Genomic DNA, 26552 nt, shown 5'->3' with positions numbered 1-26552 from the left:
GGCTCCTGTCAGATCGAGCAATTGACCAGTTGGATGAGGTTGGCGTCGCCGCGGCGGGTGACGAACTGGGCGCGGCCCGGGGGTAGCGGCTGCGGGCGGACGGTGCCGAGCAGCGGGCCTTCGGATCGGTCGCCGCTGAGCAGTAGACCCGGCGTACCGAGGTCGCGAAGGCGGGCAATCAGCGGTTCGTAGATCGCGCGGCCGGCACCGCCGGTACGACGGGTGACGACGAGGTGAAGGCCGATGTCGCGGCCGTGGGCGAGATAGTCGACCAGGCCGTTGAGCGGGTTGGCGGTCTGGCCGGCGACGAGGTCGTAGTCGTCCACCAAGATGTGGATCTGCGGTCCGGTCCACTCCCCGCCCAGGCGGCGGTCGAGGACCGGGCCGAGCTCGGCAACCATCTTCTCGACGCTGCGCGGTTCCGTGAACGTGCCCATGACGTGCGTCCCCTGCACAGCCACCGATCGGCGGTAGTCGACCAGGATGATCCGTGCCTCCGTCGGCTCGTAGCGGGTCGTCAGCGATCGGGCGATCCAACGCAGCAGACCGGTCTTACCGCTCTCGGTGTCGCCGAACACCAGGAGGTGCGGGTCGGCCTCGAAATCGACGTACGCCGGTCCGAGGTCGCGCTCGGCCAAGCCGACCGGCAGTCCGGCCGGCATCTCGTCACCGGCGTCCTTGCAGCGACGCAGTACGGCGGCCAGCTCGGACTCCTCGAGCTGCACGGGGAGCAGACGCACCCGCGGTGCTCCCGACACCGGCCACGCGGCAGCGAGCTCTGGACCGAGGTCGGCGTCCGGTGTGGCGACGACGAAGTGCTGCGCTTTGTCGGTCAGGCCACGACCTGGCGTCTCGGCGGGCACACTCATCGCGGCCTTCCGGTCGACCATCGAGTCGGACGGGTCGCCCAGCCGCAGTTCGACCTTGGTGCCGAACAGGTCGCGGATCGTGCCGCGCAGGTCGAACCACCGCGAGCAGGTCGCGACCACGTGCACGCCGTACGCGAGACCACGGCCGGCGATCTCGGCCAGGGTCATCTCGAGCTCTTCGAAGTCGGAGCGCAGAACCGACCAGCCGTCCACCATCAGGAAGACGTCGCCCCACGGGTCACCTGCGAACTCGCCGGCGGCCCGCCGTTCCCGGTACGCCGCCATTCCCTCCACACCGTGTTCGGCGAAGACGCGCTCCCGGTTGGTCAGCAACTGCAGTACCTCCGCGACCGTCCGGCGTACGGCTCCGACGTCCAGCCGGGAAGCGACACCGCCGACGTGCGGCAGGTCGCGGAGCCCGGTGAGCGAACCGCCGCCGAAGTCGAGGCAGTAGAACTGCACCTCACGAGGGGTGTGGGTGAGCGCGAGGGCCGAGATCAGGGTGCGGACCGCCGTACTCTTCCCGCTGCGCGGCCCGCCGACGATCACGGCATGACCGGCGCCGGCGGACAGGTCGACCACCAGCGGGTCTCGCCGCTGCTCGCGTGGCTTGTCGACCAGACCAATCGGCACTCGAAGCCCTCCGCACGCACCGGCGGCGGCGACAGTCAGTCCTCGGTCCGGATCGACTGTCAGCGCGGGCAGCAGTTGGGTCAACGGTGGCGGGGCGTCCAGTGGCGGCAGCCAGATCTGATGGGCCGGCTTGCCCTTGTTCGCCAAGCGGTCGACAAGGATGTCGAGCAGCTTCTCGCCGACACCGTCCTCCTCCGGCTCCTCTTCGGCTTCGTCAGCCGACGCGGGCAGCGAGACATAGGCACTGGTGTACTCCGCAACGTCGTCGGCCACGTCATTGCCTGTAGCAACCGAACTGACGGCTGAGCGGTGCACGCCGGACACGTAGGCGGAGCGGAACCGGACCAGCGTCTCGGTGCCGATCTGCAGGAAGCCGTGACCAGGCGCCCGGGGCAGCTCGTACGCGTCCGGTATACCGAGCACCACGCGGCTGTCCATCGCCGAGAACGTCCGCAGACCGATCCGGTAGGACAGGTGGCCGTCCAGCCCGCGCAGCCGCCCCTCCTCCAGTTTCTGACTGGCCAGCAACAGGTGTACGCCGAGTGCTCGGCCGAGTCGACCGATCTGGTTGAACATCTCGATGAAGTCCGGCTTGGCCGACAGCAGCTCGGAGAACTCGTCGCAGATCACCAGCAGGGTGGGTACCTCGGGCAGGTCGGCACCCGCGGCCCTGGCGAGCTCGTACTCCCGGATGGACTCGTAGTTGCCGGCCCGCCGGAGCAGCTCCTGCCGGCGGACCAACTCACCGGTGAGCGCGTCCGACATCCGATCGACGAGCGTCAACTCCTCGTTCAGGTTCGTGATCACCGCGCTGGTGTGCGGGAGCCGGTCCAGCTTGGTGAACGTGGCGCCTCCCTTGAAGTCCACCAGGGCGAAGTTCAGGCTGTCCGACGGGTGGGTCGCGGCCAGCGCGAGGACCAGCGTTCGGAGCAGTTCGCTCTTGCCGGAGCCGGTGGCACCGATCAGCAGGCCGTGCGGTCCCATGCCGTCCTGGGCGGACTCCTTCAGGTCGAGCTCGACCGGCGTACCGTCAGCGGTGACACCGAAACGCACACGCAACCGGTCCCTGTTCGGCCTGGGTCCCCAGTGCCGTGCGGGATCGAAGTCGTAGGGGTCGCCGAGGCTGAGGAGGTCAGTCAGGCCGAACGCGGAGGCGAAGCTCTCGTCGCCGTCCGTACCGGCCGACAACCGCAGTGGTGCGAGGAGGCGGACCAGGGCCTCCGCGTCCTGGGTGGTGAAGCTGTCCGCCGTACCGACCTCGGACTCGCCTTCAGCGGTAACGCTGGTCAGCGTGCCGTCGTCGGCAACGTCCAGCAGCACTGTGGAGCGGTCGAGCAGTCTCGGCGGTTGTGTGGTCAGGTCAATGACACTGACGCCTTCCACGCCGCTACCGGTCATCAGGTGGTCAGAGCCGACTACGTCGCCGCCATCGATCAGTACGACGACGTGCGGACCGTCCACGCGACCAGTGGCAGCCGGATCGAAGCGTGGTCGCTGTGCGAGCAGATCGTCGAGCACCGACTCCAGATCCGGAACGCTCTTGCTGATCAGGCGAATCGGTCCGAGTGCGTCGGACTTCTCCGGGTGATGGGCGTGTGGCAGCCATTTCAGCCACTCCCACTCCGCTCTGGTGTCCGGGCCGATCACCGCGGCCACCAGGAGGTCATCGGGTGAGTGGAACGTCGCCAGCTGCGCTACGAGAGCACGTGCCAGGCTACGAGCACGGTCCGGATCACCATCGACGTACACGCGAGCGAAGCCGCGTAGAGCCATCGCCACGGGGAGTCCGGGGACCGACGAGTACGTCGTGATGAAGCGACGCAGTGCACCGGCTGACAGGGGCTCCAGCTCCTCTAGCGGTGCTGTGTCCGGCGGTGCGATCGGAGTGGCGAGTGGCTGCGCTCCTGTACCGACGCGGACGATGGCGAAGTCTGCGTCGTTGCGGCGGCGTTCCCAGAGGCGGTAGCTCTCCACCAGCGTCCACAACTGTGTCGGGTCCGGGTGCAGGTACGACAACGCCGTCCGTTGCTGGGCCACGGCCCGCCGGGCTCGAATGCGTTGCTGGGAGAGATGCCGGAGATATCCGCGGCGTGCGCGGGCCATCTCGCGACGTGGTGCGCCCTGGCCGGCGAAGGCGACCGCCGCCATGCCCAGTGCGGAGAGACCGAACAGACCGCCGACGATGTAGCTCATCCGGCCGCCACCGCCGAGCGTCGAGTACATCAACGCCATCGCGGCACCACCCGCGAGCATCGGCACCATCATCACGTACTGCGACAGCTGCTTGGCCGCGGGCTGTGGCAGCGCCGGCGGCGGGTCGAGGGTGACGTCGCCGGTGGGCAACGCCGGGCCGTCACGACGCGGTGGCCTGCTGACGATGGTTGTCGACATGTTCCAGGACGCTAGGCGGCCGGACCGTAGTAGAGCGGACGGCGGCCACTAGCTGACTGTCCACAAGCTGCAAGCCCCGGCCCAGTGCCACGATCCGCGTGCCACGGTGGCAAACGTGAGCATTCGTGGACTGGTCAAGGTCACCATCGACGCACCCGAACGCCGCATCGACCTCGCACTGCCGGAACGGTCGACGGTGGCCGAGGTGCTGCCCGGCATCCTCCGGCACGCCGGTGACGGCCTCGCCGATTTCGGCGCACTACAAGGCGGCTGGATCCTCCGACGTCCCGACGGCGAGGCACTGGACACCCACCGGGACCTCGCCGGTCAGGACGTCCGGGATGGCGAGATCCTGCACCTCGCACCGGCGCACCAACACTGGCCGGAGCTGGAGTACGACGATCTGGTCGACGCGATCGCCACCGACGCTCGGTCCGGCGGACGCGCGTGGGCGCCCGGTATGACGCGCTGGACCGGGCTGGTCGCCGCGACCGCAGCTCTGCTGACCGGCCTCGCGCTGCAGCTCCGGAGCGGCCCGCCGTGGAACGGCGTGGCGCTGTTCGCCCTGGCCACGGCAGGCGTGTTGATGCTGGCCGGAGTCGTTCTGTCGCGAGCGCTCGGTGATGCGGCCTCCGCAGCGACCGCCGGCTCAGTCTCCGTGGTGTTCGCCTTCACCGGCGGCGCACTGTTGCCTGCCGCAACCTTTCGGCTGACGGAGCTCGGCGCGCCGCAACTGACCGCAGGCGGCGCCGCACTGCTGCTGTCCGGACTGATCGGGTACGTCGGGATCGCCCGCCATACCGCGGTGTTCGCGGCCTCGGTGACTGCCGGCGTGCTCGCATTGGTCGCGGGTGCACTCGGCGGCGCGCTGGACGCCCCGCGGTCCGCTGCTGTGGTCGCCGCTCTCGCGGTGGCATTGATACCGGTCGCCGCGCCACTCGCGATGCGAATCGGTCGACTGCCCAAGCCCGTGCTGCCCACGAGCACAGCCGATCTGCTCGCCGACCCGCCTCAACCACCACGCCGGATCGTGTACGCCGCAGTGCTGCGATCGGCGGCGCTTTACACCGGAATCCTCGCCGGACTGGGTCTCGGACTGGCCTGTTGCCTCTGTGTACTGGCACGGTCCACCTCGACGCCCGGACGTTTGCTGGTGATGCTCGTCGTCGGGATCTGCCTGCTGCGCGCACGCCTGCTACCAGTGGTGGCGCACCGGCTCAGCCTGATCGTCGCAGCGCTCTTCGGACTCGGCTGGCTGCTCGTGCTCACGCCGTACTCGTTGCTGTTGTTCGCCGGCCTGGCAGGGTTCCTGGGGCTCTGGTACGCGGCACGCCGGCCGGGCGCGTACCTGGCTCGGTACGCCGAGGTGGCCGAGCTGATCCTGGTTCTCCTGGTGGTGCCGGTTGTGCTGTGGGTTCTCGGACTGTACGGGTACGTGCGCGGGCTGGGTGGGTGACCGATGGCTTCCAAGCGGGATCAGCTGCAATCGCACCAGTTCGTCCAGCAGCGGATGACCCATGCGCTGCTGCTGCGCGAGACCGATCCCGAGCACCCGCCGTTCCGCCGCGGGATCGTCGCGATGCTGGTCGGTATCGGGCTCGCCGTCCTGGTGCTGGCCGGTGCCGGCGTGTACGGGCAACTGTCGCCAGGCGGTAAGACCTCGTGGAAGTCCGGCGACCGGGTGATCGTCGAGAAGGAGACCGGAACGCGGTACGTGTATCGCGACGGAGTCCTCTATCCCGCGGCGAACTACGTGTCGGCGTTGCTGCTCGCGAACAAGTACAGCGCGCCGCTGATGGTGTCGGCCAGGTCGTTGCTCGGCGTACCGCGTGGTCAACGGGTGGGGATCCCGGACGCACCGGACTCCTTGCCCGACAAGCGGCGGCTGCTCGGCAGCGGGTGGTCGATGTGCGCGCAGCCGACTGTCGATTCGTCGGGCAGTCCGGTGGTGCGGTCGGTTCTGCTCGTGGGAACAGAGCAGTCCGGTGCGCAGGCAGACTCCTTGCTCGTTGTCGGGCCCGATGGCCGGCGCTACCTGATCTGGCGTGGCTACCGGCACCTGATCCAGCAGCAGGCCACGGTCGCCGCAGCACTCGCTCTGAACAACGAGGCGTGGCTGCAGGTGCCGTCTGTCTGGCTGGACCTCGTACCGTCCGGACCACCGCTCGGTCCGATCTCCGTGCCGGGTGCTGGAACGCCCTCCGGTCTGCTCAAACCAGGACGGGTCGGGACGCTGTACGTCGTACAGACGTCGACCGGGCAGGGACAGTACTACCTGTTGCAGCGGGACCGTCTGGTCGCGATCAGCTCGCTCCAGTACGACGTCCAGCGCACGGCGCCCGCGACTCGGCAGGCGTACCCGGGCGCGGTCCCACAGGCGGTGCCGTTGGATCCGGCGGTCGTGGCGCAGGTGTCCGGTGGTGTGGGCACCTCGACCACGGACTCGGCGTTGCCGACCACCCGGCCGACGTTCGCGCGGCCGGAGTCGTCAGTGGACTCGGTGTGCGCGGTGTTCTCTGGCGGCGACTTCCAGCCGCGGTTCACCTTGGCCGGGTCGCTGCCGACGAGCGGGGACTCCGGTGCGACGACGGGACGTGGAACTGGCGGACTGCCGCTGGCCGACGAGGTCGTCGTACCACCGGGTCATGGCGCCGTTGTGGAGTCGATGGCATCGCCTGGTCAGCCGGCCGGGTCCGGGGCGTTGTCGTTCGTGAGCGATCTCGGCCGGCGGTACCAACTGGCGAATCACGACGTACTCGGCGTTCTCGGCTATGACCAACCGCCTGTGGTCCGGCTGCCGGCCGGACTGATCAGCCGGCTGCCTGCCGGGCACGCGCTCGACCCGTCCACCGCGACCTACCCGATCGGCCCGTAGCTGACGTTCGGTGGCCTGATGCGGTCCGCCCGCCGGTCCCGTACCGGATCCCTGATGTGGTGCAGAAGACGAACCCGAGGAGGAAGTATGGACATCGGCACGCTGACAGTGGTGCCCGACGAACTACGTCAGTTCGCGGTACTGGCACCACTGGCGACCGTCACCCCGGTCTCCGGCACCGTGCAGTCGACACCGCCGCTGGCCGGCGCGATGCCGGAGAGCGCGACCGTCGAGGCGCACGTCCGGTTCTGCGTCGAGCACACCGGCACCGTCACGCTGCAGGCCACCAACGGCATCGCGTCGCTGATCGACGCCGCGCTCTCGGTCGCAAGCCGCTTCGAGTCCGCCGACCAGGCGAGCGCAGTCGCGCACCGCGGCCTGGACGACGAACTGCCGACGACGGCAACGGACTGACGGGGGCCGCGACCATGGGTGCGTACTTCGGGATGGAACTGAACGCGATGGCGACGATGCTCTACGGGCAGCGCGCCGAGCCGTGGCACGCGGGCGCCGATCTGTGGGGTTCGGCCTGTCAGCAACTGCTCGCCACCCACGGCGACCTCGGCGCCGCGAACGCGGCCGTCACCACCTGGCCGATGAGCGTCGGCTCGGCGTCGCAGATGGCGTTCAGCGGTCAGGTGATCGGCAGTCTCGCATCGCTCGGCGAGTGGTCGGCGTACACCGGCGCGATGTCCGCGGCGCTGCGGCTCGGCGGTACGGCGCTGAACGCGGCGCAGGCGGTGATGCCGGCGCTGCAGAGCGGGTACGACACCGCGGTCGCGCTGAGTGGGGTGCCGATCATCGGGCCGTTCGCGGCGCAGGTCGCGGTCGGTCTGCAGCAGGTGGGTGCCGGGATGATGGAGGCCGTCGGGGTGGTCATGCAGGCGCCGACCGCCGTACCGCCGCCGACTCAGGGGTGGCAGGGGCCGGGTGGTGGCGCGCCGCCGCCGGCGTCTCCCGTGCCCGCCGTACCGGTGACCGATGTGCTGGACGCGACCGACAAGTTGTTCAGCGCGATGGAGAAGGGCGCCAGCCTGGTGCAGACCGTCACCGGGCTCGCGCAGTCGGGCAGCCTCGGCGACGCACAGGACGCACTGACCAAGCTGCCGAAGTTCAAGGACCTGCCCGGCACGGTGATTCACCCTGACCTGCCGACACTGGCCGGCGGGGTCAGCGGGAGTACTGCGGTGCCGACCATCCCCTCTGTTGGTACTCCGTCGGTGCCGGGCGGATCGCCAGGTGGGATCCCGGCTGCGGTGCTCGCCGGGACGCTCGGGGCAGTGACGAACTCGTTGCGCGGTACTCCGGCTGTCGCGGGGGTGCCCGGCGGTACCGGAGCCGCGGGTGCCCGCATCGCGGCGCGGAGCGAGCCGGCGCTGGCCGGTGGCACCGCGCGAGCCGCGGCGGCGGCCGGCAAGTCGATGCCGACCATCGCACCACCGATGTCCGGTGCATCCGGTGGCGGCGGGTCGAACGAGTCGCGGTCCGGGGCACGCAAGCGGTCGGCCAGCGACTCCGAAGACGTGCTCCGCCGCACCGGCGTTCAGTCCGAGCTCCAGGGCCGCGCGGCCCACGAGTCGACCAGCCAGTTCACGTTGCCGACCACACGCCGCCGTACCCCCGGTCCGGTCCTCGACGACGAAGTCTTCGACCACCGCTCATGACGACGACACCGGCTACCCCGGCCTTCGCTCAGCGGACCGCGCCGCAGACCGCCATCGCGCCAGTGACCACTACGGTCGCTCCGCCGCGACAGCAGGCGGCCGTCGCCGCGCCTACACCTCCCGCTGCTCACGCCCCCGCGCCCGCAGTCGCGGCGGCGACCAGCGTCCGGCCGGCCGTCGCTGCGCCGGCGGCAGCGTCCGTTCCGACCCCTCCGTCGGCGGGTGTCGGACGCGCAAGGCCGAGGGTGGTGACTGGGCAGGTGGTCTGTTGGCAGGTCGCGGTTGGCCTGATGGCGGGACTGGTCGGCCGGGGATGGGCGGCCGCGCTGATAGCCGGCGTGGTCGGACTCGGAGTGCTGGGAGCGACCGGCTGCTGGTGGCGGGGGCTGTGGTGTTTCCAGTGGCTCCGGCTGGCCGGTGGGTACGTCGTGCGCGGGCCGCGGTTCGTGGCGGTCCAGGGACATCGCGGATGGCTCGAGGTGGGTGACGTGGACGCCGGGACGATCGTCCGGGCGGATGGCGTGACGGTGCTGCTCGAGACCGACGTACCGCCGGATGTCGCGGCCGGCGAGCTGATCGAGGACCTCGCCGGGCTGCGGATCAAACTGCTGCGGCGGCCGGGGCTGGCGTGGATCGCGGTCACCGCGCTCCGGTCGCCCGAGCGGCACCAGGACACCGAGCTCGAGTTGCTGCTCGCCAACACCGTGCGCCGGCTGACCAAGCGCCTCCGCCGCCGCGGTCTCCGCGCCGAACCGGTCGCCCCGGACGAGCTGACCCACCTCCTCGGCACCCTCACCCCGAAGCACGTCACCGAGGACTGGGACGCCCTCCGCCTCGGCACCGGCCGCTACCGGATGTACGCCGTACCCGTGTCGCTCGCGCTGCAACAGGCCGGCGCCATCGCCGTCACCACCGCCAGCGATCTGGACCACGCGCTTGTTCTGGCTCACGCCGACGCCCCGCAGGCCCCGGTCGCCGTCTCACGCACCGGTCGCCAGAGCGCCGCGTTCGTCGCCGCTCTGCCCTGATCCAGCCGCGCTCGAGCCGTGTTCCAGCAGCTTTCCAGGCGGGGATCAGGCGTGGATCAGGCGTGGATCAGGCGTGGATCAGGCCCGCTGGACAGCCGCTGTATCGGCTGTATCAGGCGTGGACAGGCGCAAGATTCCCGCTGGACGGCGGCCCGCGATGGTTCTGGTGTTGACCCCGAGTCGCACCGACTCATCGAATCGAGCGAGGTGTCCCGTGTACCACTCCGAGCCCACCGAAGGCGCTTCGTACCCCCGTGCGGTCCGCTACCCGCGTGCCGTGAAGTCCACCCCGCAGGTCCGCACCACCGGACTGCGGCTGGCTCATCTGGGGGTCGACCCGACCGCCGAGCGCACCTACCTGGTCGTGCTCGAGCGGCCCTCCTGGACCCCGGCCGAGCTCGGCGAGCGACTCGGTCTGGACGTCGCCGCCACCCAGGACGTGATCCAGCACCTGACCAGCCTCGGCCTGTTGGCCCGCAACGGGTCCGGCGAGGTCGTCCGCCCGCTCAACCCGCGGCTGAGCCTGACCGCCCTGCTCGCCGAACGCGAGGCCGACCTGGCCCGCGTCACCCGCGACCTGGAACGCAGCCGGGTCGCTGCGGCCGAGATTGCCGGCGAGTTCGCCCGCCGGCACCCGGCGCCGCTCGGTGACAGCAGCGGCGCGCTGGACTGGGCAGCCAGCCCAGCGGCCGCGCAGCGCACCCTCGAAGGTCTGCTGAAGTCAGCGTCCGGTGAGGTGCTGGTGAGTACGCCGGCGACGGCCGCACTCGCCGACCCGATCGCCGGCCTCCGTGAGCTGGGCACTGGAGTCCTGGCACCGGTCCGCTACCGCATCCTGGTCCCCGACGCTGCTCGCACCGACCCGATGCTGGCTCGCCGCTTGCAGCAACTGACCCGCAACGGCGCACAGGTCCGTACGGCGACCAGCGTCCCGCTCTGCGCGATGATCGTCGACACAGCGACGGTCGCCCTGCCCGCTGACCGGACCGGTCGCGGCGCGGTCAGCATCCTCCGGTTGGCCGCTGCAGTCGGCGCGGTGACCGAGCTGTTCGAACGCGTCTGGCACGCTGCGACACCACTCCGCCAGCCGACCGGTCTGGGTGACGCCTCCGGACTGACGGTCCGCGAACGCGAAGTACTCTCGCTGCTCAGTGACGGCGGCACGGACGCGTCGGCGGCCGCACAGCTCGGGGTATCCGTCCGAACCGTACGGCGGATGGTGTCCGAGATGATGGCGCGCCTCGGGGCGCAGAGCAGATTCCAGGCCGGGCTCAAGGCGGCCGAGCGTGGCTGGGTGGGGACGCGATGAGCCGCACCCTCCTGGTGGCACCGGATCGTCCGGGTGCTTACCCGAGCATCGGCGCCGCCGTTCTCGACGCACCGGACGGCGCTGTTGTCTCCATCGCACCCGGTGTGTACCGGGAGACCATCGACCTGGCGGACCGGTCCGTCACCCTGACCGCCGACGCAGGTGACGTGGTCATCGACGCCACGTCGGCACAGACCCCGGTGCTTCGGGCATCGGGTGGGCAGCTCGAACTCCGCGAGCTCACCATCCGCGCCGGCGACGCTCCGGCCGTCGAGCTCACCGGTGGCACCCTGCGCGCCGAACGCTGCACAGTGTCGGCCGGTTTCGGTCCCGGACTACTCGTCACCGGTCCGGCCGAGGTGTCGCTGTCGCATTGCCGGCTCGACGGCGGCGAGCACGGTCTGGTGCTGGAGGACTGCACCGCCACGATCGAGCACACCAAGATCAGCGGTGTGTCCGCGGACGGCGTCATCGTCCGCCTGGGCGCGACCGTCGTACTGCGGGACTGCCAGATCACCGACTGCGGACGTCGAGGTGTCTACGCGTACCAGTACGGCCGGTCGACCATCGAGAGCTGCGAGGTGACCGGTACGGCGGAGGCGGGCATCCTCGTCGCCTACGACTCCACCGCGGTACTGCGTCACTCGTTCGTCCGCGACGCCGGCGGACCGGCCGTCGTGTTCGGGCGCCGGTGCCAGGGCGAGGTGGTGTCGTGCCGGTGGGAGAACACCGCCGAGCCGGCACTGGAGATTGCTGATCCGGACCAGGTGTCCGTGACCGCCGCCGTTCAAGCGGAGTCACGGACGGTCGCCCGCGAGCCGGCCGCTGCGGACGTGGAGTCCCTGCTGGCGGAGCTGGACGCCATGGTCGGCCTGCCGGGGGTGAAGGACGAGGTGCACAGCCTGATCGACGAGCTCCAGGTGAACGAGTGGCGGCGCAAGGCCGGGCTGCCGACCGGCAGCCTGAGCCACCACCTGGTGTTCGCCGGCGCGCCCGGCACCGGAAAGACCACAGTGGCTCGCATCTACGGGAAGCTGCTCGCGGCACTCGGCGTACTACCGAAGAACCAGTTCAGAGAGGTCGGACGGCGGGATCTGGTCGGCCAGTACGTCGGTCACACCGCGGAGAAGACCACGGTGCTGTTCGAGGCGGCGATCGGCGGCGTGCTGTTCATCGACGAGGCGTACACGCTGTCCCGGGCCGGGGCGGAGAACGACAGCTTCGGCCAGGAGGCGATCGACACCCTGGTGAAGCTGATGGAGGACAACCGCGACGACGTGGCGGTGATCGTGGCCGGGTACGACAACGAGATGCTGCGGCTGATGGACGCCAACCCGGGCCTGGCCTCCCGGTTCACGAAGACCATCGACTTCGAGAACTACGCTCCTGATGAGCTGACCCTGATCGTGCAGCGGATGGTCGCCGCCAACCAGTACGACCTGGACGCGGCAGCGGAACCCGTGCTGGAACGACACTTCGCGATCGCCTCTCAGGTCACCAACTTCGGCAACGCCCGTGACGCCCGGCGTCTGTTCGACCGGGTCAAGACGGCGCAGTCACAACGGTTGCGCCGGCGGGGCGGCATGCCCGACGTCAACGACCTGCGCACCCTGCTGATCGACGACGTGACCGCCGCTGTTTCATAGGGCCGTGGTCAATAGCGCTGTGTCGTTAGCGCCATGTCATGAGACCGGGTCGAGCGCGACGACGAGTCCGGCCAGCAGCTCGGACACCCCGTCGAGCACGAGGCCGAGCTGGGCACCTGGAGTGCCCGGCTCGCCCTCGGTCTGCTCGGCAATCGTCGCCAGCACTTCGCAGTGCGCCCACAGCGACGGTGCGACCCAGCCCCACTGCCAGAGCTCGTACGTCGTCGCACCGACGATCGCCAATGGTTCGAGCCCTGGAACGCCGATGGCGAAGAGGTCCGGTACGTCGGGGCGGTTGCCGAGTCCGAGAAACAGCGGCAACAACCGGTGCTGCTTCGCAAAGCCGGCGGGATCATCTGCCGTGACCAACACGCCACGGCTCAGCAACACGTCCACATGGCGCTCGGCGTCGTCGATCTCAGCATCGAGGCATTGGTCCAGGAGATCGGGCAGGCCCATCGCGCGGTGCGCGAGTGTCCACACACCGAATTCGGACTCGCTCAGCTGCTCCGTCGTACGGCCAACACGGATCACGTGGTGCGTCGAGTCCGCGGACACGAGCGGACCGGCGCCGTGGCCGACGGGAAAGATCGCAGTACTCATGGCCGGTACTCCGGTGCGGCGAGATCGATACACGTGGCGCTGGGGGCGAGCAGCGCGTGCAGAGTGCTCAACACAGCGGTGAGGTCGATCTCGTGCTCCTTGCAGGCGGCCAGGAGGTTGGGAGACAGATGAGCCCACAGCCAGAGGTCGTAGAGGGTGCGGGTCATACCGGCGAGTGCGATCTCGGTGGTGCCCGACCTGAACATCGCATCATCCGGCGACGCGTTCCCCAGCCCGAGGTGCAGTGGCAGCAGTCGATGACCTGCCGCGAAGTCGACCGGACTGGCCGTCCTGTCTGTGCTGTCTGTGTCGACCTCGGCCAGCAGCTGCCTGGTCAACAGACGATCGACCACCGCGTCGGCGTCCGCGAGCCCGCTGCCGGTGGCGAAGGCGACGACAGTGGCGCGGCTCCAGGACGTGTGCGGGGCGGCCGTCAGACCGTGGGCGAGTGTCCAGACCGCGAAGTCCTCGTCGGTCAGCTCGACGATCTCCCCGCCGAGACGGACCTGCTGGACGTGATCGTCCGCGGAGCCCGAGTAGTACGGCCCGACGCAGTGGCCGATCGGGAACATCAGTGTGGTCATGGTCTTCACGGTGGCAGCCGCCGCTCGCGCTCGGACGACCCTTGCAGCATGTGGCCAGTGTGTGGCAACAGGAGCCGGTGTCGCGGCGGACGACCTGTTCACACGGGAAGATGGAGCTGTGACAGACACGGCAGGTCCTGACTCCGTCCCGGCGCTCCCGGGCTGTACGGACCTCGTCCTGATCCGGTCCGGCATCCCGAGGGTGTACAGGTGCCTGCGGCAAGGGACTGCGGTCAGCGCGCTGGTGTACCCGGTGCGCGTCGACGCAGGTACGGCGACGGCGTTCCACAAGCAGGTGAAAGCACTGCAGGGCGTCAACCACCCGCATGTCGCGCCGGTCCTCGAGTCTGGTCTTGCGGACGGCTACCCGTACCTGATCAGCACTGCGGACAACGGGACGCTCACGGAGCAGATGCGCGACCATCTGCGCTCACCTGCTGATCTCGCAGTACTCGGTCGGCAGTTGGCGGAAGGGCTGGGTGCGCTGCACTCGGTCGGCTTGATTCACGGCGGTCTGACACCAGGGGCAGTTGTGCTGCTGCCGGACGGGCGTCCGCAGGTGTCTGCCCTCACGCTCGGGCTCGGACAACACACCGGGCACGCCGCGCTGAACTCGCCGAGCCAGCTGTACGTCGCACCGGAAACACTGCGGGACGGGACGCTGACGGCCGCATCGGATCTCTATGCGCTGGGCGCTGTGCTGCATGCTGCCGTCAGCGGAAAGCCCCCGTTGGCGGCGCGGATGGGCGAGACCGCCGGCGAACACATCCTTCGCGTGCTGAACGAGCCGCCCGCGCGTCTCGACGTACTGCCGGACTCGTTCGCGGCGTTGATCGCCCGACTGCTCGAGAAGGACCCCGGGCAGCGTCCGCCGTCCGCCGAAGGTGTCGCCACGTCGCTCGCCGCGCTGACCATCCCGCCGATCCCGGCAGTCCGTCCGGTTGCCGCACCCGCGTCCACGTCGGCGAAGAAGACCGCGCCCGCAGCGGGCCGCGGGGCGACGCCCCAGCTGCCCCGACCGGCTCGGCTGTCCCGCAAACACCTCCAGTCGTGGCCCCCGGCAACACCGCCTGCCACACCTCCTACAGCACCGCCTACCGCACCGCCTAGCGCGCCTCCTGCCGCACCGCCGGTGCACCCCGCGGCGGCGCAGCCCGCGGCGGCTCAGCCCGCGCCGGCTCAGCCCGCTGCAGCGCAACCTCCGGTGGGTCAGCCTGCGCTGGGTCAGCCCGCACCGGGCGCAGCGGCCGCAGCGCATGCGGGTCCTGGCACACAGACCCAACCCGCCGTCACACCGGCGCCTTCCACCGCGACACCACCTGCGCCGGCCCAGCCGCAGGCTCCGGCAGCAGCTGAGCCCGCACACTCGGGGGGCAAACGCCGCAACTGGTTGCTCGCTGCAGGAGGTGTCGTAGTCGCCGCCGTAGTCATCACCGCGCTTGCACTGGTCAACCACAAGGGCCAGGCCGACCAGCCGCCCATCGCCGGGCAGACTCCGACTCAGGCGTCTACTCCTGCGTTGGTTGTCAGGTTGGATCCGCCGGCTGATCACAGTACGTATGTCGTGCTGACGTGGAGCGGGCCTTCGGACGTGGACTATGCGGTCGTGGTGGCGCAGGCGGGGCAGCCGGCGGATACCAGGCTGGTCTTCAAGCAGACCAAGTACCGCGTCGCGGTGGTCCCGGGGATTCAGTACTGCTTCGCCATCCAGGCCACCGACGGTGTCAACAGGATGGAGACCCCGGCCCGCCCGATCCGCGACGCCCAGTGCCAGCGCCGCTGAGTTAGCCGATCAGGCTGCGGGCGCTGAACGTTGTCCGGATCCGTTGTGACAATCGTCCCTCGGCCAACCCGCGCCGGGCCTTCCGTACGGCGGACCAAGCGAACTCACGGTCCGGATCGGAGTCCTGCCCCGACCACAACGCCCGGTCCAGACACCCGGCCAGCAACGTCATCGCCTGCGACACCGGCCCGTCCGACTCTCGTGCCAGGTCCCGCGCGGTAGCGGCCGGCGTCACGCGCATCCCGTGGTCCCGTAGCAGGTCACGGGCCTCGGCCCAGGCGCCCACCGTCCCGTGCCGCCTGCGCCGCCGACGGCGTACCGCTTTGGCCAGGGGTACGCCGACGACCCACAACAGCAGCAGTACGACGATCACGCCGGCGACTGCGACGAGTGCGGCCCAGCCCGGCCAGTGATGCGTTGTCTTCGGATCCGCCGCGGGCAGCGTCGGTTCGGACTGGTGCTCGCGCTCGATCTCCTTCGTCGAGGGCAACTGCTTCCGCACAGCCTCCGCAGCGCCGGCCAGACCGCCGCCGCCGGCCTTGGACGTGGCCGTCCCGGTCGGGTCGAGCGGGACCCACCCGACGCCGCGGACGGCGACCTCGGGCCAGGCGAGGACGTCGCGGTTGCGGATCACGTACGTGCCGTCCGGGCTCGGTTCGTCGGGCTGCTTGAACCCGACCACGAGTCGCGCCGGTAGTCCGAGCAGCCGGGCCATCACGACGTACGAGGCCGCGAACTGTTCCGACGTACCGCGCTTGCTCTTCAGGAGGAAGTGGTTGAGCTGCGCGTAGCCGTGGCCGGTCGGGAGGTTCTCGCCGGTCGCGAGCTTGTAGTTGGTGCGCAGGTATTTCTCGAGCACCAGCGCCAGCTGGAACGACGGACGGACGTCACCGGCGATCTGACGCGCCAGGTCATCGATCCCGACCGGTACCTCTCCGAGATCGGCGCCGCTGCTCAGATCCGAGTCGACACCCGCAGAGGCCAGTTCGTCGGTGTCCACCGCCGGCTCGGCCCAATTGACGCGGTACTGCGATGGTCGCTGCTGCTCGGACAGCAACGCACCAGACGTCGGATCGACCAGCAGCGGTACGTCGTCCACGACGGACAGCGTCCTGGTCTGACTGGGCAACCACGGCAGTGACCAGTCCGCCAGCGCGACGTCCGCCGCCTGGCGCCGTACTGGCACCGTCACGTGTGAATCGAGGGGCAGCTCCCGACCGAGACGCTGGAACTTCGGTGTGGCCGTCCAGGTCACTCCGTCGAAGTTGTCCAAGGCAATCACCGGCCAGCGGTCCACTGGACCATCAGCGCGTGCAGTGAACACCACAGTGTCCGGTGAGCGCAGCCGCTCGGCGATCTCGGTCAGTGGATTGCTCAGCACTGTGGGCGAATCAGGTGGACTCGGCTTCGCCAGGTGGACCGCTCCGGGCGTCGGCAACGCCAGTCCGAGAGTGGACGCGCCAACAGCCATCGCTGCGAGTGCGGCAACCAGACGAGCCCACGCCGCCCGGTCCCCAGGCCACTGCAGCAGTACAAGAGCAAAGCAACCAGCAAGAGCCAGTCCGACCAGTACTGCGTCTACTCCGGTGACTGTGACGTAGGCCTGAGACAGTCCGGCCACTACGACCGCAGGTAGCACCGCCAGCAGGCGAGAACGCTGCAGCACCCGCACCCCGACCAAACAGGCCAGCAGCACCAGCAAGGGCACGAACGCCACCAGGTCCGCCGACGGACTGGCCGGCCACGTCGACTCGAGCGCACGACGCCAACCGGAAGTCACTGCCTCCCACAAGGACACCGGACGCCGTGCCGCACCGGGAATCACCGCGAGCAGTGCGGCGACTCCACCAACCAGCGTCAACGGCACCCGCCACCGAGCCAGCTGTGGTCGGCGCAGAATCGCTTCTTCCACCAGATACACGACAACGGCAACAGCCAGCATCGGCAGCAGTACAGCCGACGTACCGAAGAGCGGTGCGAAGAGAAGGCCCGCTACCACTGCGGCAGCGAGCACTCCGAGGATCGGCAGCCGTCGGCTCATGCGGGTACGGCGTTCCAGGCGTCGACCGCACTCTGTGCGCTGTCAGCGTGGACAACGTGCACTCCAGCCGCGGTGTGCAGCGAAGGCTCGTCATGCGTCAGGTCGACGCACACCACCGGCCGATAGCTCGACCTGAGATTCGGTACCTCGGCCAAACCGGCAGTGTCGCCCGTCAGCACGACCAGCGCTCCACCGTCACGTCCCATCGGCAGAGACTCCAGCAGACTGGTCGATTCGGTCGACTGCTCCACTCTGGCGAGCTCGTCGAGCAGATCGCTGACGGACTGTACGTCGTGATCCGTACCGCAGGGCGTGGTGAGTCGAAGACGCTGACCGGACTGCGCGGCGACCACCAGGATCGACGCCGCCACCGAAACGGCCGTGTCGAACTGGTCCGGTGTCAGAGCCGTCGTCCGCGTGTCCAGAAGCACCTGCAGGCGCGGCTGGTCCGGATCGACGTACTCACGCACCATCAGTCGGCCTGCTCGCGCTGACGCCTTCCAGTGCACGTGGCGGACCTCGTCACCAGGTACGTACTCCCGCAGTCGGCGCAGGTCGATCGAGCCGCGCAACGGACCGGCGGACACCGGCCCCTCGAAGTGGTGCCGTTGCCGGATGCCGGTCGCTGTCCGGGCGGCGTACCGCTTCGGGTGGACCAGGAGTGTCGCTGCCTCCCCAATCGATACCTGGCACGACACCAGCCCGAACGGATCGGATCGGCGCAACAGCAACGGCCCGACGGCCAGCGGTCCACGCCGCGCCGTCGGCAGCTCATAGTGGTACGTCGCGACTCCGCTGGGCGCGAGTGCGGTCACGGACACCTCGGACTGATGCGGTCCAGCGGTGTCAGCGGCAACGAACGCGGGCTGCCGTCGGGTGGACTCGTTCCGCACCATGAGCCGCGCCAGAGCGGGCTGACCGCACTCGACGCGGTCCGGGTACAACACGCGCTCAACCGTCACCTTCGGACGCCGTACGACGGTCAGCACGCTGATCAGCACCGCAGCGAGACCAGCTCCGGCCAGCACCCGCAGCATCGGGTAACCGAGCAGCTGACCCGCGACCAATAGCGCGACCGAGCCGACCAGCAGTCCCCAGGCTCGCAGCGTGAGCCTGGTCCTCATGACACGACGCCAAGAGCCCGCTTGAGATCGCGCCGCACCGGATTGCCCGGCGCCGGAGTGTCTTCGAGTACGTCGTCCACCACGCTCTCCGCCGTACGCCGGGCCAGCGTCGCGTCCGCGGTCATCACCAGGCGATGCGCGAGCACCGGACGGGCGATGCTCTTCACGTCGTCCGGCGTCACGAACGAACGCCCGTCGGTCGCGGCGATCGCGCGCGCCGCACGCACCAGCGCGATGCTGCCGCGCGGGCTCGCACCGTACCGGACCGCGCTGTGCAGCCGGGTCGCGGCGGCCAGCCGGACCGCGTACGCCATCACCGCTTCGTCGACGTACACCGATCGGACCGCGGCGACGACACCGCTCAGCGTCTCCGGGTCGATCACCGGCTCGAGATCGTCCGGTGTCGGACCGGCGCCGTCCAGCGCGACCACCTCGACCTCGGCGTCATGGTCCGGGTAGCCGATCTCGATCCGGAGCAGGAAGCGGTCCAGCTGCGCCTCGGGCAGCCGGTAGGTGCCTTCCATCTCGATCGGGTTCTGCGTGGCGAGAACCATGAACGGGTCCGGCACGCGCCGGGTCTCCGCGTCCACAGTGACCTGCCGCTCGGCCATCACCTCGAGCAGCGCGGACTGCGTCTTCGGCGTCCCGCGGTTGACCTCGTCGGCGAGCACGATGTTCGCGAACACGCCACCGGGGTGGAACACGAAGCGGCCCTTGCTCTGGTCGTACACGACGACACCGGTGATGTCGCCGGGCAGCAGGTCGGGGGTGAACTGGATGCGGCTCCACCGGCCGCCGATGCTGCGCGCCAGGCTCCGAGCCAGGCTGGTCTTGCCCAGCCCGGGCAGGTCCTCGATCAGCAGGTGCCCGCCGGCGAACAGGGTCGCGATCGCCAGCCGGACGACCTGCGGCTTCCCGCGGATCACCCGCTGGACGTTCGCGGCGATCAGCTCGTACGCCTGCTGCGGTTCCATCCCGCGCCCCGAGTCCCGCATCACCACTCCACACCCTTCCGTGCACTCTTACGTCGCCGAGCGGTACGTCGTACCGCTCCGGCCGGCGCACTGGCCGGAGGGAGCGCCGGAGCGCCCGCGGCCGGCGTGGCCGTCGTACTCCCGGCTGTGCCGGTGGCGGTCGTACTACTCGCGTTGTTGCGCTCGCGGGTGATCGCCTTGACCGTGAATGTCAACTGGAGCGAAGACAGACCGGTGTAGCGAGTGCTGGTGGTTGTGACGGTTCGGTCCTGCTGGCCGGTCGCTGAGACCACGTAGTGCACCAGCTGGCCTCCACCGAGGTTCGGTGCGGTCCAGCTCAGCGACACGGAGCCCTTGCCCGGAGTGGCGGTCACCTTCGGCGCTGCGGCTGGTCCGTACGGGTAGACGGTCCGTGTGGCGGCAGAGCGCGGTGAAGTGCCCGCATTGTTCTTCGCTGTGACCCGATAGCTGACAGCCTTGCCCAGCGTCGGCTTCACGGTCGCCGAGGTCACGTACGCCTGCGCTGCGGTCGACGAACCGTCCGAGCCGACCACTGTGTAGCCGGTCAGCGTGTAGTCCGTCGCAGCCGACGACGCCCAGGACACCGTGACGGATCCGTCGGGCTTGGTCGCGGCGCTGACCTTCGTCGGTGCACTCGGCGGCCCGGCCTGCCCGTTGATCGTGGTGGCCTTCGTGTCCACGGCCGGCCCGGTCCCGACCCGGTTCGTCGCGGACACGGTGAAGATGTAGCCGCCACCGTTCAGCAGCTGGCCGAAGCTGTGGCTGCGGGAACTGCCGGAGACAGTGGCCGTGCCGGACTCCGGCAGACCGACGACGAAGGTGCCGGGCGCGATCCGGAAGCTCACCTTGTAACCGGTGATCGCAGCGCCGTTGGCTCGGGCCGCATTCCAGGTCACCGTCGCCTTGCCGTTGCCGGGCTTGGCGGTCACCGCACCTGGCGCACCCGGCGCCGCGGCCGGCGGGGTGGTCGGTTTGGTCGTCGTCGGCTTGCTCGGCTTGGTGGTCGTCGGCTTGCTCGGCGGCGGGGTCGGCTTGGTGGTCTCGGTCCGCTTCGGCTTGCGCTCCGGCGGCACCGTCTCGGTGCTCTGCGGCTTCTCCGGACCCACCGTCACGTGGATCGGCGGCAGGATCGGCCGGTGCGGCGGTGGCGTCGACGCCGGAGTGGACGGCGGCGTAGAGGTCGGCGTACTGCTCGGCGTCGGCTGGGTCGGCGTGCTGCTCGGCGTCGGCTTCTCCTTGGCGGTCGGCGACACCGGCTTGTTGCCGCCGTCGGTGTCCACCTCGCTGACCGTTCCGTCACCGTCGACGACCGTCACGACCTCACCGGTCTCGTCGTCGATGTAGATCCGGCCGTCCTGACCGGCCGTCACCCGCGGGCCACCCTTGAGGTTCCCGGCCTTCTTCTTGCCGAGCTCGTGGGTGTGCAGCGGCTTGCCATCGGGAGCGAACGTCCGGACGACCCGCTTGCCCGCGTCCAGTACGGCGACTGCGGCCCCGGTCGCGGCGACGGAGTCGTAGTGCCCCGGCGGCAGCGTCACACTCTCCGCGGCCTTCGCTCCGGCAGCGTCCACGAGCAGCAGTCGCTGACCGGCCAGAATCGGGATGCGGCCGCCGACGTCGGCCTGTGCGACCACCGAGTCGGTCGGCAGCGTGCCGCCCACGGACATCGGCACAGCGCGGCCAGCCGCGTCACCGGTCAGTGGCGTCAAGGTGCGCTTGGACAGGTTGGCGAAGGCAGGCTTGCCACCCACGCTGAGCAGCGAACCAGTGTCACCGGCCTGCGCCGGCAGCGTGCAAGCCAGCTCGGTCGACGCAGGCGCCAGCTTGCAGAAGTGGTCGGCGTCCCGCAGCCACAGCGCACCGTCGGCAGTGGCGATCGCACTGGACACCACACTGCCTACAGTGACGGTCTGCTGCTGGTCACCAAGCCGGACGATCTGACCGTGCTTCCGGTACACCAGGTAGGGTCCGGACTGTGCCTCGATGCCGATCGGCTCCTCCGGGATCCCGATCCGCATGGTGCTCTTCACGGTCAGGTCGGACTTGCCGAACACGATCACGCCGTCCGAGTTCACGACGTACCCGTTGGTGGTGCCCTGGACGACCTGGCTGCCGGCCTCGGTCTGGACGCCGCGGACCTCGGCGTTGACGTTCTTGCCGCCGCCGTCGACCCGGAAGACCGCGCCGAGGGTCGCGTTGTAGACCCAGTGGCCCGCCTGCTGGAACGCCACCGCGGGCGCGCCGCGGCCGAGCGCGGAGTACCCGACGAAGGTCCCGAGGATGAGCGCCGCGACCGTCCACCACGCGACGGGGCGGCGGATCGCGCGGGCAATGCGAGTCATGCGGCTAACCGTGCCTTTCGACTGTCCAGCTGCGGTACAGCGGCGATACATCCGGCCACGAGTCGTCCGGAAGCGGTCGTTGCCGGGCCGTCACGAGGCGACCGAGGCGCTCGCCGGGTCCTCCGGTTCGCCGAGCTCGGCGAGCGTCTGGCGGGCCTCCTGGGCGGTCGCCGTCCCGGGCAGCAGCCGGAGCGCGCGCCGCAGGTACTCCGCGGCCTGCTGGCGGGCACCGCCACTCGCCTCGGCCAGCGCGAGGTTGACCAGCACCGTGCCCTCGGCGTCCCGGTCGTTGTGCACCGAAGCGATGCTCAGGGCCGCGGTGAACGCCGAACGCGCTTCGTGGATTCGGCCCGAGCGGGTCTGCGCGATCCCGAGGATGTTGCGCGTGATGAGCTCGCCGTACCAGTCCTTGTCGGCACGGGTCGCGGCCGCGACCTCAGCGACCAGCGGATCCCAGCCCGGGATGTCGCCACCGGTCTCGAGGTACTGGTGAACCGCACTGGTCAGCAGCCACGCATTGGACACGTCGTCGGCCGCCAGCAGGTGCGTGATCGCAGTGGTGAACTCAGCGTGCCGACCGGCGAACCAGTCGCGCGCTTCGGCCGCATGCGGGCCGGCCAGCGCGGCAGAGGCCTCCAGCACCATCTGCACGTACGCATCAGGTCCACTGGGCTCCGGCTGGGCGGGCACCGGTTGCGCAGCCTCCTCCGGTGGGTCGGTCAGCAGCTCCTGCTGCAACGCGCGGAGCTCCGGCCCCGGCTCGGTCCCCAACTCGTCCACGAGAGCAGTCCGGGCCTTCTGGTACGCCGCCAGCGCGTCGGCGCGACGTCCCGCGTCCCGGTACGCCATCACGAGCCGCGCCCAGTTCTTCTCGCGCAGCGGGTCCTCGGTGGTGAGGCTCTTGGACAGGGCGATCGCGTCGGCGAATCGCGCCGTACCGAGCAGTGCGTCCGCCAGTCGCTCGCGCACCGACCAGTGCAGCTCCGCCAGCCGCGCCACCTCGGGCTGATGCCCATCAGTGACCAGCCCCTCGTACGGCGTACCTCGCCAGAGCGACTGCGCCGACTCCAGGTGCGTCAGCGCCGTACCCGAGTCACCTGCGGCCAGTGCGTCGTCGCCGGCAGCCAGCAGCGCCTGCATCCGGTCGGAGTCGAGCTCACCGCGCTCCACCCGGATCCGGTAGGCCTTGGAGCGGCTCTCGATCCGCTGCCCCTGCTCACCGAGCGGTGGGAGCGTTTTGCGGAGCTGCCAGATGTACGTGCCGATGTTGCGCTCGGCCGACACCGGAGGTGTCTGCCCGGCCCAGACCGCGTCGATCATCTCGCCGACGGCGACCCAGGTGTTCGCCTTGACCAACAGCAGCGCGAGCAACGCCCGGGGCTTGTCGGCTCGGATATAGCTCACCGCATCGGTGCCATCGATCTCCACCGGCCCCAGCACCCGGAACAACACCGCCGCACCACCTCCACACGCGCTCACTGCCCAGCAGGGCCGTTTCACCGAATCACTCCGACGCAACGACCCGCAAGCCGGTTCCGACACCCGCTGCCTATGTTCCGCTACTGAAGGTAATTACCCAACACCAAGTGTCGCCACCCATCAAACCGAGCCGGAGGGTCAGCCATGGACACCCGCGGGCGGCTGTGAAAGCTCTTTGAAAGAGCTGCGCGGCACGCTGGGACAACGGAAGGGAGCTGGGCGATGAAGCTGACGACGATTACGCAGGTCTCGGTCGACGGGGTGATGCAGGGCAACGGGCCGTCGCAGGCGGACCGCGACGACGGGTTCGAGCGGGACGGGTGGGCGCTGCCGCCGTTCGACGACGAGGCCACGGCGTGGGTCAACGACCTCTGCCTGCGCGCCGACGGGTTCCTGTTCGGGCGCCGGACGTACGAGATGTTCGCGCAGTTCTGGGGCGTGATGGAGCCGGGCAGCGGCCCGATCGCCGACTCCTTCAACACCAAACCGAAGTACGTCGCGTCCACCACACTCACCGCGGGCAGCTGGCCAAAGACAACGGTCCTGTCCGGCGACGTCGCCGGAGAACTCCGCGACCTCAAGAGCAGCTCGGACGGCGAACTGCAGGTGCACGGAAGCGGCGCTCTCGTCCGCTGGCTCCTCGCAAACGACCTCGTCGACGAGCTGACCCTGCTCGTGATGCCGGTCGTCGTCGGTCAGGGCACCCACCTGTTCCCGGCCGACGGCCCGGACCTCGCGCTCGACCTGATCGAGTCGCGTGCCTTCCCCAAGGGCATCACCCTGCAGACCTACCGCCCCGCCGGCCGGCCGCAGTACGTCTCGGCCGGATGACGATGTCAAAAGCTGCAATTTGTTGGACCAGCCGTCAGATCATTCCGGTATAGTGCGCAAACCGGCGCGCAGGAAATCTGCTGAACGGTGCTCAGATCGGGGGGTCTGAGAACGCGTCCCTGCCCTCCGGACATGACGCAGTCCAGAGATGACTCAGCCCTGCCCACGTTCGGGAAAGGGCTGAGCAGCCTTGTGAGTCCGTGGGGGGACAAACACGTGGATCGGAACACAGACGGCCTGCCGCAACGGCTCGACGCGCCCGTGCGGCTGCTCGTCGGACCCGCCAACTTCGCGGGTCAGGGAACCCGTTGGGCCCGCGCGCTGGAGAAGCGGGTGCCGACGACGAAGGCGACCGCGTTCGCGTTCTTCAGAGGAGTCCTCGACTACCCGGTCGATTACGGGGTACCGGCGCGCACGTACCGCCGGAACGCCCGATGGCGGCTGAACTTCTACAACCATGTCGTGAGCAACTACACGCACGTGCTGCTCGAGGCGGCTCGACCGATCTTCGGCCCGCTGCACGGTCCGGACGGGTCGTACGAGATCCCCCACATGCTCACCAAGGGCTTGCAGGTCGGCCTCATTGCCCATGGCTCCGATGTCCGCATCCCCAGCCGGCATGCCGAAACCGAGCCCTGGTCACCGTTCCCCGACCTCGACGACGAGACCGTCGAACTGCTCGAGCGCAATTCCACCCGCGCGGTCGAAGGTCGTGATGATGGCCGGCAACGACATCGTCAGCGACGCGCGGGTACTGAAGTACGCGCAGACGGTGGCGAACTGGGATCTCGACGTCACGTGCATCGGCATCCCCGGACGCAGGCTCAGGGGCGTCCGGCAGTTCGGCAAGGTGCAGGTGTTGTGTCCGATGATCCCGTCGCGGGTGCTGCTGACCGGGTGGCGCAAGCGGTGGGCGAACGTCAAGGTGAACCTCAATCCGTGGTTCCGGACCGAGAGCGAGTACATGCTCGCGTACGGGCGTTGGCAGTACGCGAGCCGCGAACTCCGCGGGGATCGCGGCCGCGACCGGCGCGACCGCGAACGCACCGGCAGCGCGCCCGGGCGCCCTGTTCTCGAGACACTGCGGCGATCCGTCTTCGGCCGGCTGGAACGAGCCGCGCGTTGGCGTTCACTGCGGCTGCACCGCGCCGTCCTGCAGGCCCGCATGTACTTCGCCCGGCGGGCCGAGCGGACCGTCGATCTCAACGACCTGGGCATCGGCAAGCGGCGCCAGCGCTTGCTCGCCCTCTACCGCTACCTGCCGTCCGCCCGCTGGCGGCGGGTGATGCCGGAGCTGGTCGACCAGGAGCTGACGCTGGGCCCGTTGCTCGACCGGCTCTTGATCGAGGTCATCCACGTGCATGACGTGTTCATGCTCGGCATCGCGGCGCGCGCGGCGCACCGGGCGGCGCTGGACGGGCGCACCATCAAGATCATCTACGACGCGCACGAGTACATCCCCGGCGTACCAGTGGTAGCCCCGCGCCGAGTCGCGGCGTACACCGATCTCGAGCGCGAGTTCATTCGCGACGCCGATCGCGTCATCACGGTGTCCGAACCGCTGGCGCACTGGCTGCAGCGCGACCACAAGCTGACCAAGCTGCCCGACGTCGTACTCAACGCACCGGTCGAGCCGCCGGCGGACGCCGACGTCAAGACACTGCGCGAACAACTGCAGCTCACCGAGGACGTCCCGCTCCTCGTGTACGGCGGCGGAGTCAACCGCGCCCGCGGCGTCGGGACGGTCGTCGAGGCGCTGCCGTTCCTTCCCGAGGTCCACCTCGCGATCGTCGCGCGCGCCAACTCCGTCACCGCCGAGTTGCAGGCTCGCGCCGCCGAACTGGGCGTCAGCCATCGCGTGCACCTGGCGCCGTTCGTCGCCGCCGAGGTCGTACCGCTGTACCTGCGGTCGGCGAGCATCGGCCTCAGCCCGTTGTTGCACGCGCCCAACCACGACATTGCGGTGACGAACAAGTTCTGCGAGTACATCGCCGCCGGCCTGCCGATCATCACCAGCGACACCCCGGCGCAGGCCGACCTCGTGACCGAGCTCGATCTCGGTGCGGTCTACACCGCCGGCGATGTCGAGGCCTTCGTGCAGGCGGTGTTGACGGTCCTCGCCGACCGCGACCGCATCGCCAAGCGCATCGCCGACGACCCCGAGCTGCTGCACCGTTTCTCCTGGTCGGCCCAGGCCGAAGTGATCCGGTCGGTGTACGCCGACGTACTCGGTCAACTGCCCGACGCCGCCTGGACCCCGAACGCGACCATCGTCCACAAGCTCCTCCCCGGCCCACCGGAGCTGCCGGAGACCAAGTGGCGCGCGTTCAGGGAGCAGACGCGGATGTAGTTGCC

At 69.6% G+C, this 26552-nt stretch carries 18 protein-coding genes; 10 read left to right on the top strand and 8 right to left on the bottom strand.

Annotated elements, in window-relative coordinates:
* Positions 1-8: 8 nt before the first annotated feature.
* Positions 9-3893 (bottom strand): type VII secretion protein EccCa, encoded by a 3885-nt coding sequence (gene eccCa / locus ACWGID_RS16340; protein ID WP_452197293.1) that lies wholly within the window; start codon positions 3891-3893, stop codon positions 9-11.
* A 115-nt stretch (positions 3894-4008) separates the two neighbouring features.
* On the opposite strand from eccCa, the gene eccD reads away from it, so the two are divergent.
* The 7 genes from eccD to ACWGID_RS16305 all read left to right on the top strand — a co-directional run bounded on the left by eccD (position 4009) and on the right by ACWGID_RS16305 (position 12415).
* Positions 4009-5349 carry a type VII secretion integral membrane protein EccD gene (eccD, locus tag ACWGID_RS16335; RefSeq protein ID WP_452197292.1) on the top strand — a complete coding sequence of 447 codons (1341 nt, stop codon included), beginning with the start codon at positions 4009-4011 and terminating at the stop codon, positions 5347-5349.
* Between the two features lie 3 nt (positions 5350-5352).
* Positions 5353-6768: a type VII secretion protein EccB gene (gene eccB, locus ACWGID_RS16330; protein WP_452197291.1), complete on the top strand. Its 1416-nt coding sequence runs from the start codon at positions 5353-5355 to the stop codon at positions 6766-6768.
* An 87-nt stretch (positions 6769-6855) separates the two neighbouring features.
* Positions 6856-7182: a hypothetical protein gene (locus ACWGID_RS16325; RefSeq protein ID WP_452197290.1), complete on the top strand. Its 327-nt coding sequence runs from the start codon at positions 6856-6858 to the stop codon at positions 7180-7182.
* A gap of 14 nt (positions 7183-7196) precedes the next feature.
* Complete coding sequence (locus ACWGID_RS16320; RefSeq protein WP_452197289.1) at positions 7197-8432, top strand: hypothetical protein; 1236 nt, start codon at positions 7197-7199, stop codon at positions 8430-8432.
* 290 nt (positions 8433-8722) lie between these two features.
* Positions 8723-9460, top strand: coding sequence for a type VII secretion protein EccE (locus ACWGID_RS16315; RefSeq protein WP_452197288.1), 738 nt, complete (start codon positions 8723-8725; stop codon positions 9458-9460).
* A 277-nt stretch (positions 9461-9737) separates the two neighbouring features.
* Entirely contained in the window at positions 9738-10769 is a 1032-nt protein-coding gene (locus tag ACWGID_RS16310) for a LuxR C-terminal-related transcriptional regulator (protein ID WP_452197287.1), read from the top strand.
* Positions 10766-12415, top strand: a complete 1650-nt coding sequence (locus ACWGID_RS16305; protein ID WP_452197286.1) for a right-handed parallel beta-helix repeat-containing protein — start codon at positions 10766-10768, stop codon at positions 12413-12415. The genes ACWGID_RS16310 and ACWGID_RS16305 overlap by 4 nt, the downstream gene beginning before the upstream one ends.
* Before the next feature lie 36 nt (positions 12416-12451).
* Here the strand turns inward: ACWGID_RS16305 and ACWGID_RS16300 are convergent, their stop codons facing one another.
* Both ACWGID_RS16300 and ACWGID_RS16295 read right to left on the bottom strand, forming a co-directional pair.
* Positions 12452-13018, bottom strand: coding sequence for a hypothetical protein (locus tag ACWGID_RS16300; protein WP_452197285.1), 567 nt, complete (start codon positions 13016-13018; stop codon positions 12452-12454).
* Positions 13015-13602, bottom strand: coding sequence for a hypothetical protein (locus ACWGID_RS16295; RefSeq protein WP_452197284.1), 588 nt, complete (start codon positions 13600-13602; stop codon positions 13015-13017). Before ACWGID_RS16295 ends, ACWGID_RS16300 begins: the two co-directional genes overlap by 4 nt.
* Before the next feature lie 118 nt (positions 13603-13720).
* Here ACWGID_RS16295 and ACWGID_RS16290 point away from each other — a divergent pair, with 118 nt between their 5' ends.
* On the top strand, positions 13721-15385 hold the full coding sequence (locus ACWGID_RS16290; RefSeq protein WP_452197283.1) for a protein kinase domain-containing protein: 1665 nt from the start codon (positions 13721-13723) through the stop codon (positions 15383-15385).
* Between the two features lies 1 nt (position 15386).
* On the opposite strand, the gene ACWGID_RS16285 is transcribed toward ACWGID_RS16290, so the two are convergent.
* The 5 genes from ACWGID_RS16285 to ACWGID_RS16265 form a co-directional block, all read right to left on the bottom strand.
* Positions 15387-17426: a transglutaminase family protein gene (locus tag ACWGID_RS16285; RefSeq protein ID WP_452197282.1), complete on the bottom strand. Its 2040-nt coding sequence runs from the start codon at positions 17424-17426 to the stop codon at positions 15387-15389.
* Entirely contained in the window at positions 17423-18550 is a 1128-nt protein-coding gene (locus ACWGID_RS16280) for a DUF58 domain-containing protein (protein ID WP_452197281.1), read from the bottom strand. The genes ACWGID_RS16285 and ACWGID_RS16280 overlap by 4 nt, the downstream gene beginning before the upstream one ends.
* Positions 18547-19545, bottom strand: coding sequence for an AAA family ATPase (locus ACWGID_RS16275; RefSeq protein WP_452197280.1), 999 nt, complete (start codon positions 19543-19545; stop codon positions 18547-18549). The genes ACWGID_RS16280 and ACWGID_RS16275 overlap by 4 nt, the downstream gene beginning before the upstream one ends.
* A complete protein-coding gene (locus tag ACWGID_RS16270; protein WP_452197279.1) occupies positions 19545-21887 on the bottom strand; it encodes a fibronectin type III domain-containing protein in 2343 nt (780 codons plus the stop codon). The genes ACWGID_RS16275 and ACWGID_RS16270 overlap by 1 nt, the downstream gene beginning before the upstream one ends.
* A gap of 90 nt (positions 21888-21977) precedes the next feature.
* Entirely contained in the window at positions 21978-23339 is a 1362-nt protein-coding gene (locus ACWGID_RS16265) for a BTAD domain-containing putative transcriptional regulator (RefSeq protein ID WP_452197278.1), read from the bottom strand.
* A 249-nt stretch (positions 23340-23588) separates the two neighbouring features.
* On the opposite strand from ACWGID_RS16265, the gene ACWGID_RS16260 reads away from it, so the two are divergent.
* Together ACWGID_RS16260 and ACWGID_RS16255 are read left to right on the top strand one after the other, a co-directional pair.
* On the top strand, positions 23589-24197 hold the full coding sequence (locus ACWGID_RS16260; RefSeq protein WP_452197277.1) for a dihydrofolate reductase family protein: 609 nt from the start codon (positions 23589-23591) through the stop codon (positions 24195-24197).
* Positions 24198-24915: 718 nt separating this feature from the next.
* Entirely contained in the window at positions 24916-26547 is a 1632-nt protein-coding gene (locus ACWGID_RS16255; RefSeq protein WP_452197276.1) for a glycosyltransferase family 4 protein, read from the top strand.
* Positions 26548-26552 lie beyond the last annotated feature (5 nt).

This window comes from Kribbella sp. NPDC054772 (assembly GCF_053611945.1).
The sequence above is the reverse complement of the archived record's forward strand: the minus strand, read 5'-3'. Positions and strand labels throughout refer to the sequence as shown.

Bases quoted from the DNA above. Each gene is read 5' to 3' on its own strand.
- eccCa (WP_452197293.1), bottom strand. From the start codon at position 3,893: ATGTCGACAACCATCGTCAGCAGGCCACCGCGTCGTGACGGCCCGGCG.
- eccB (WP_452197291.1), top strand. From the start codon at position 5,353: ATGGCTTCCAAGCGGGATCAGCTGCAATCGCACCAGTTCGTCCAGCAG.
- ACWGID_RS16325 (WP_452197290.1), top strand. From the start codon at position 6,856: ATGGACATCGGCACGCTGACAGTGGTGCCCGACGAACTACGTCAGTTC.
- ACWGID_RS16320 (WP_452197289.1), top strand. From the start codon at position 7,197: ATGGGTGCGTACTTCGGGATGGAACTGAACGCGATGGCGACGATGCTC.
- ACWGID_RS16315 (WP_452197288.1), top strand. From the start codon at position 8,723: ATGGCGGGACTGGTCGGCCGGGGATGGGCGGCCGCGCTGATAGCCGGC.
- ACWGID_RS16305 (WP_452197286.1), top strand. From the start codon at position 10,766: ATGAGCCGCACCCTCCTGGTGGCACCGGATCGTCCGGGTGCTTACCCG.
- ACWGID_RS16300 (WP_452197285.1), bottom strand. From the start codon at position 13,018: ATGAGTACTGCGATCTTTCCCGTCGGCCACGGCGCCGGTCCGCTCGTG.
- ACWGID_RS16295 (WP_452197284.1), bottom strand. From the start codon at position 13,602: ATGACCACACTGATGTTCCCGATCGGCCACTGCGTCGGGCCGTACTAC.
- ACWGID_RS16285 (WP_452197282.1), bottom strand. From the start codon at position 17,426: ATGAGCCGACGGCTGCCGATCCTCGGAGTGCTCGCTGCCGCAGTGGTA.
- ACWGID_RS16280 (WP_452197281.1), bottom strand. From the start codon at position 18,550: ATGAGGACCAGGCTCACGCTGCGAGCCTGGGGACTGCTGGTCGGCTCG.
- ACWGID_RS16275 (WP_452197280.1), bottom strand. From the start codon at position 19,545: ATGCGGGACTCGGGGCGCGGGATGGAACCGCAGCAGGCGTACGAGCTG.
- ACWGID_RS16270 (WP_452197279.1), bottom strand. From the start codon at position 21,887: ATGACTCGCATTGCCCGCGCGATCCGCCGCCCCGTCGCGTGGTGGACG.
- ACWGID_RS16260 (WP_452197277.1), top strand. From the start codon at position 23,589: ATGAAGCTGACGACGATTACGCAGGTCTCGGTCGACGGGGTGATGCAG.
- ACWGID_RS16255 (WP_452197276.1), top strand. From the start codon at position 24,916: ATGGCCGGCAACGACATCGTCAGCGACGCGCGGGTACTGAAGTACGCG.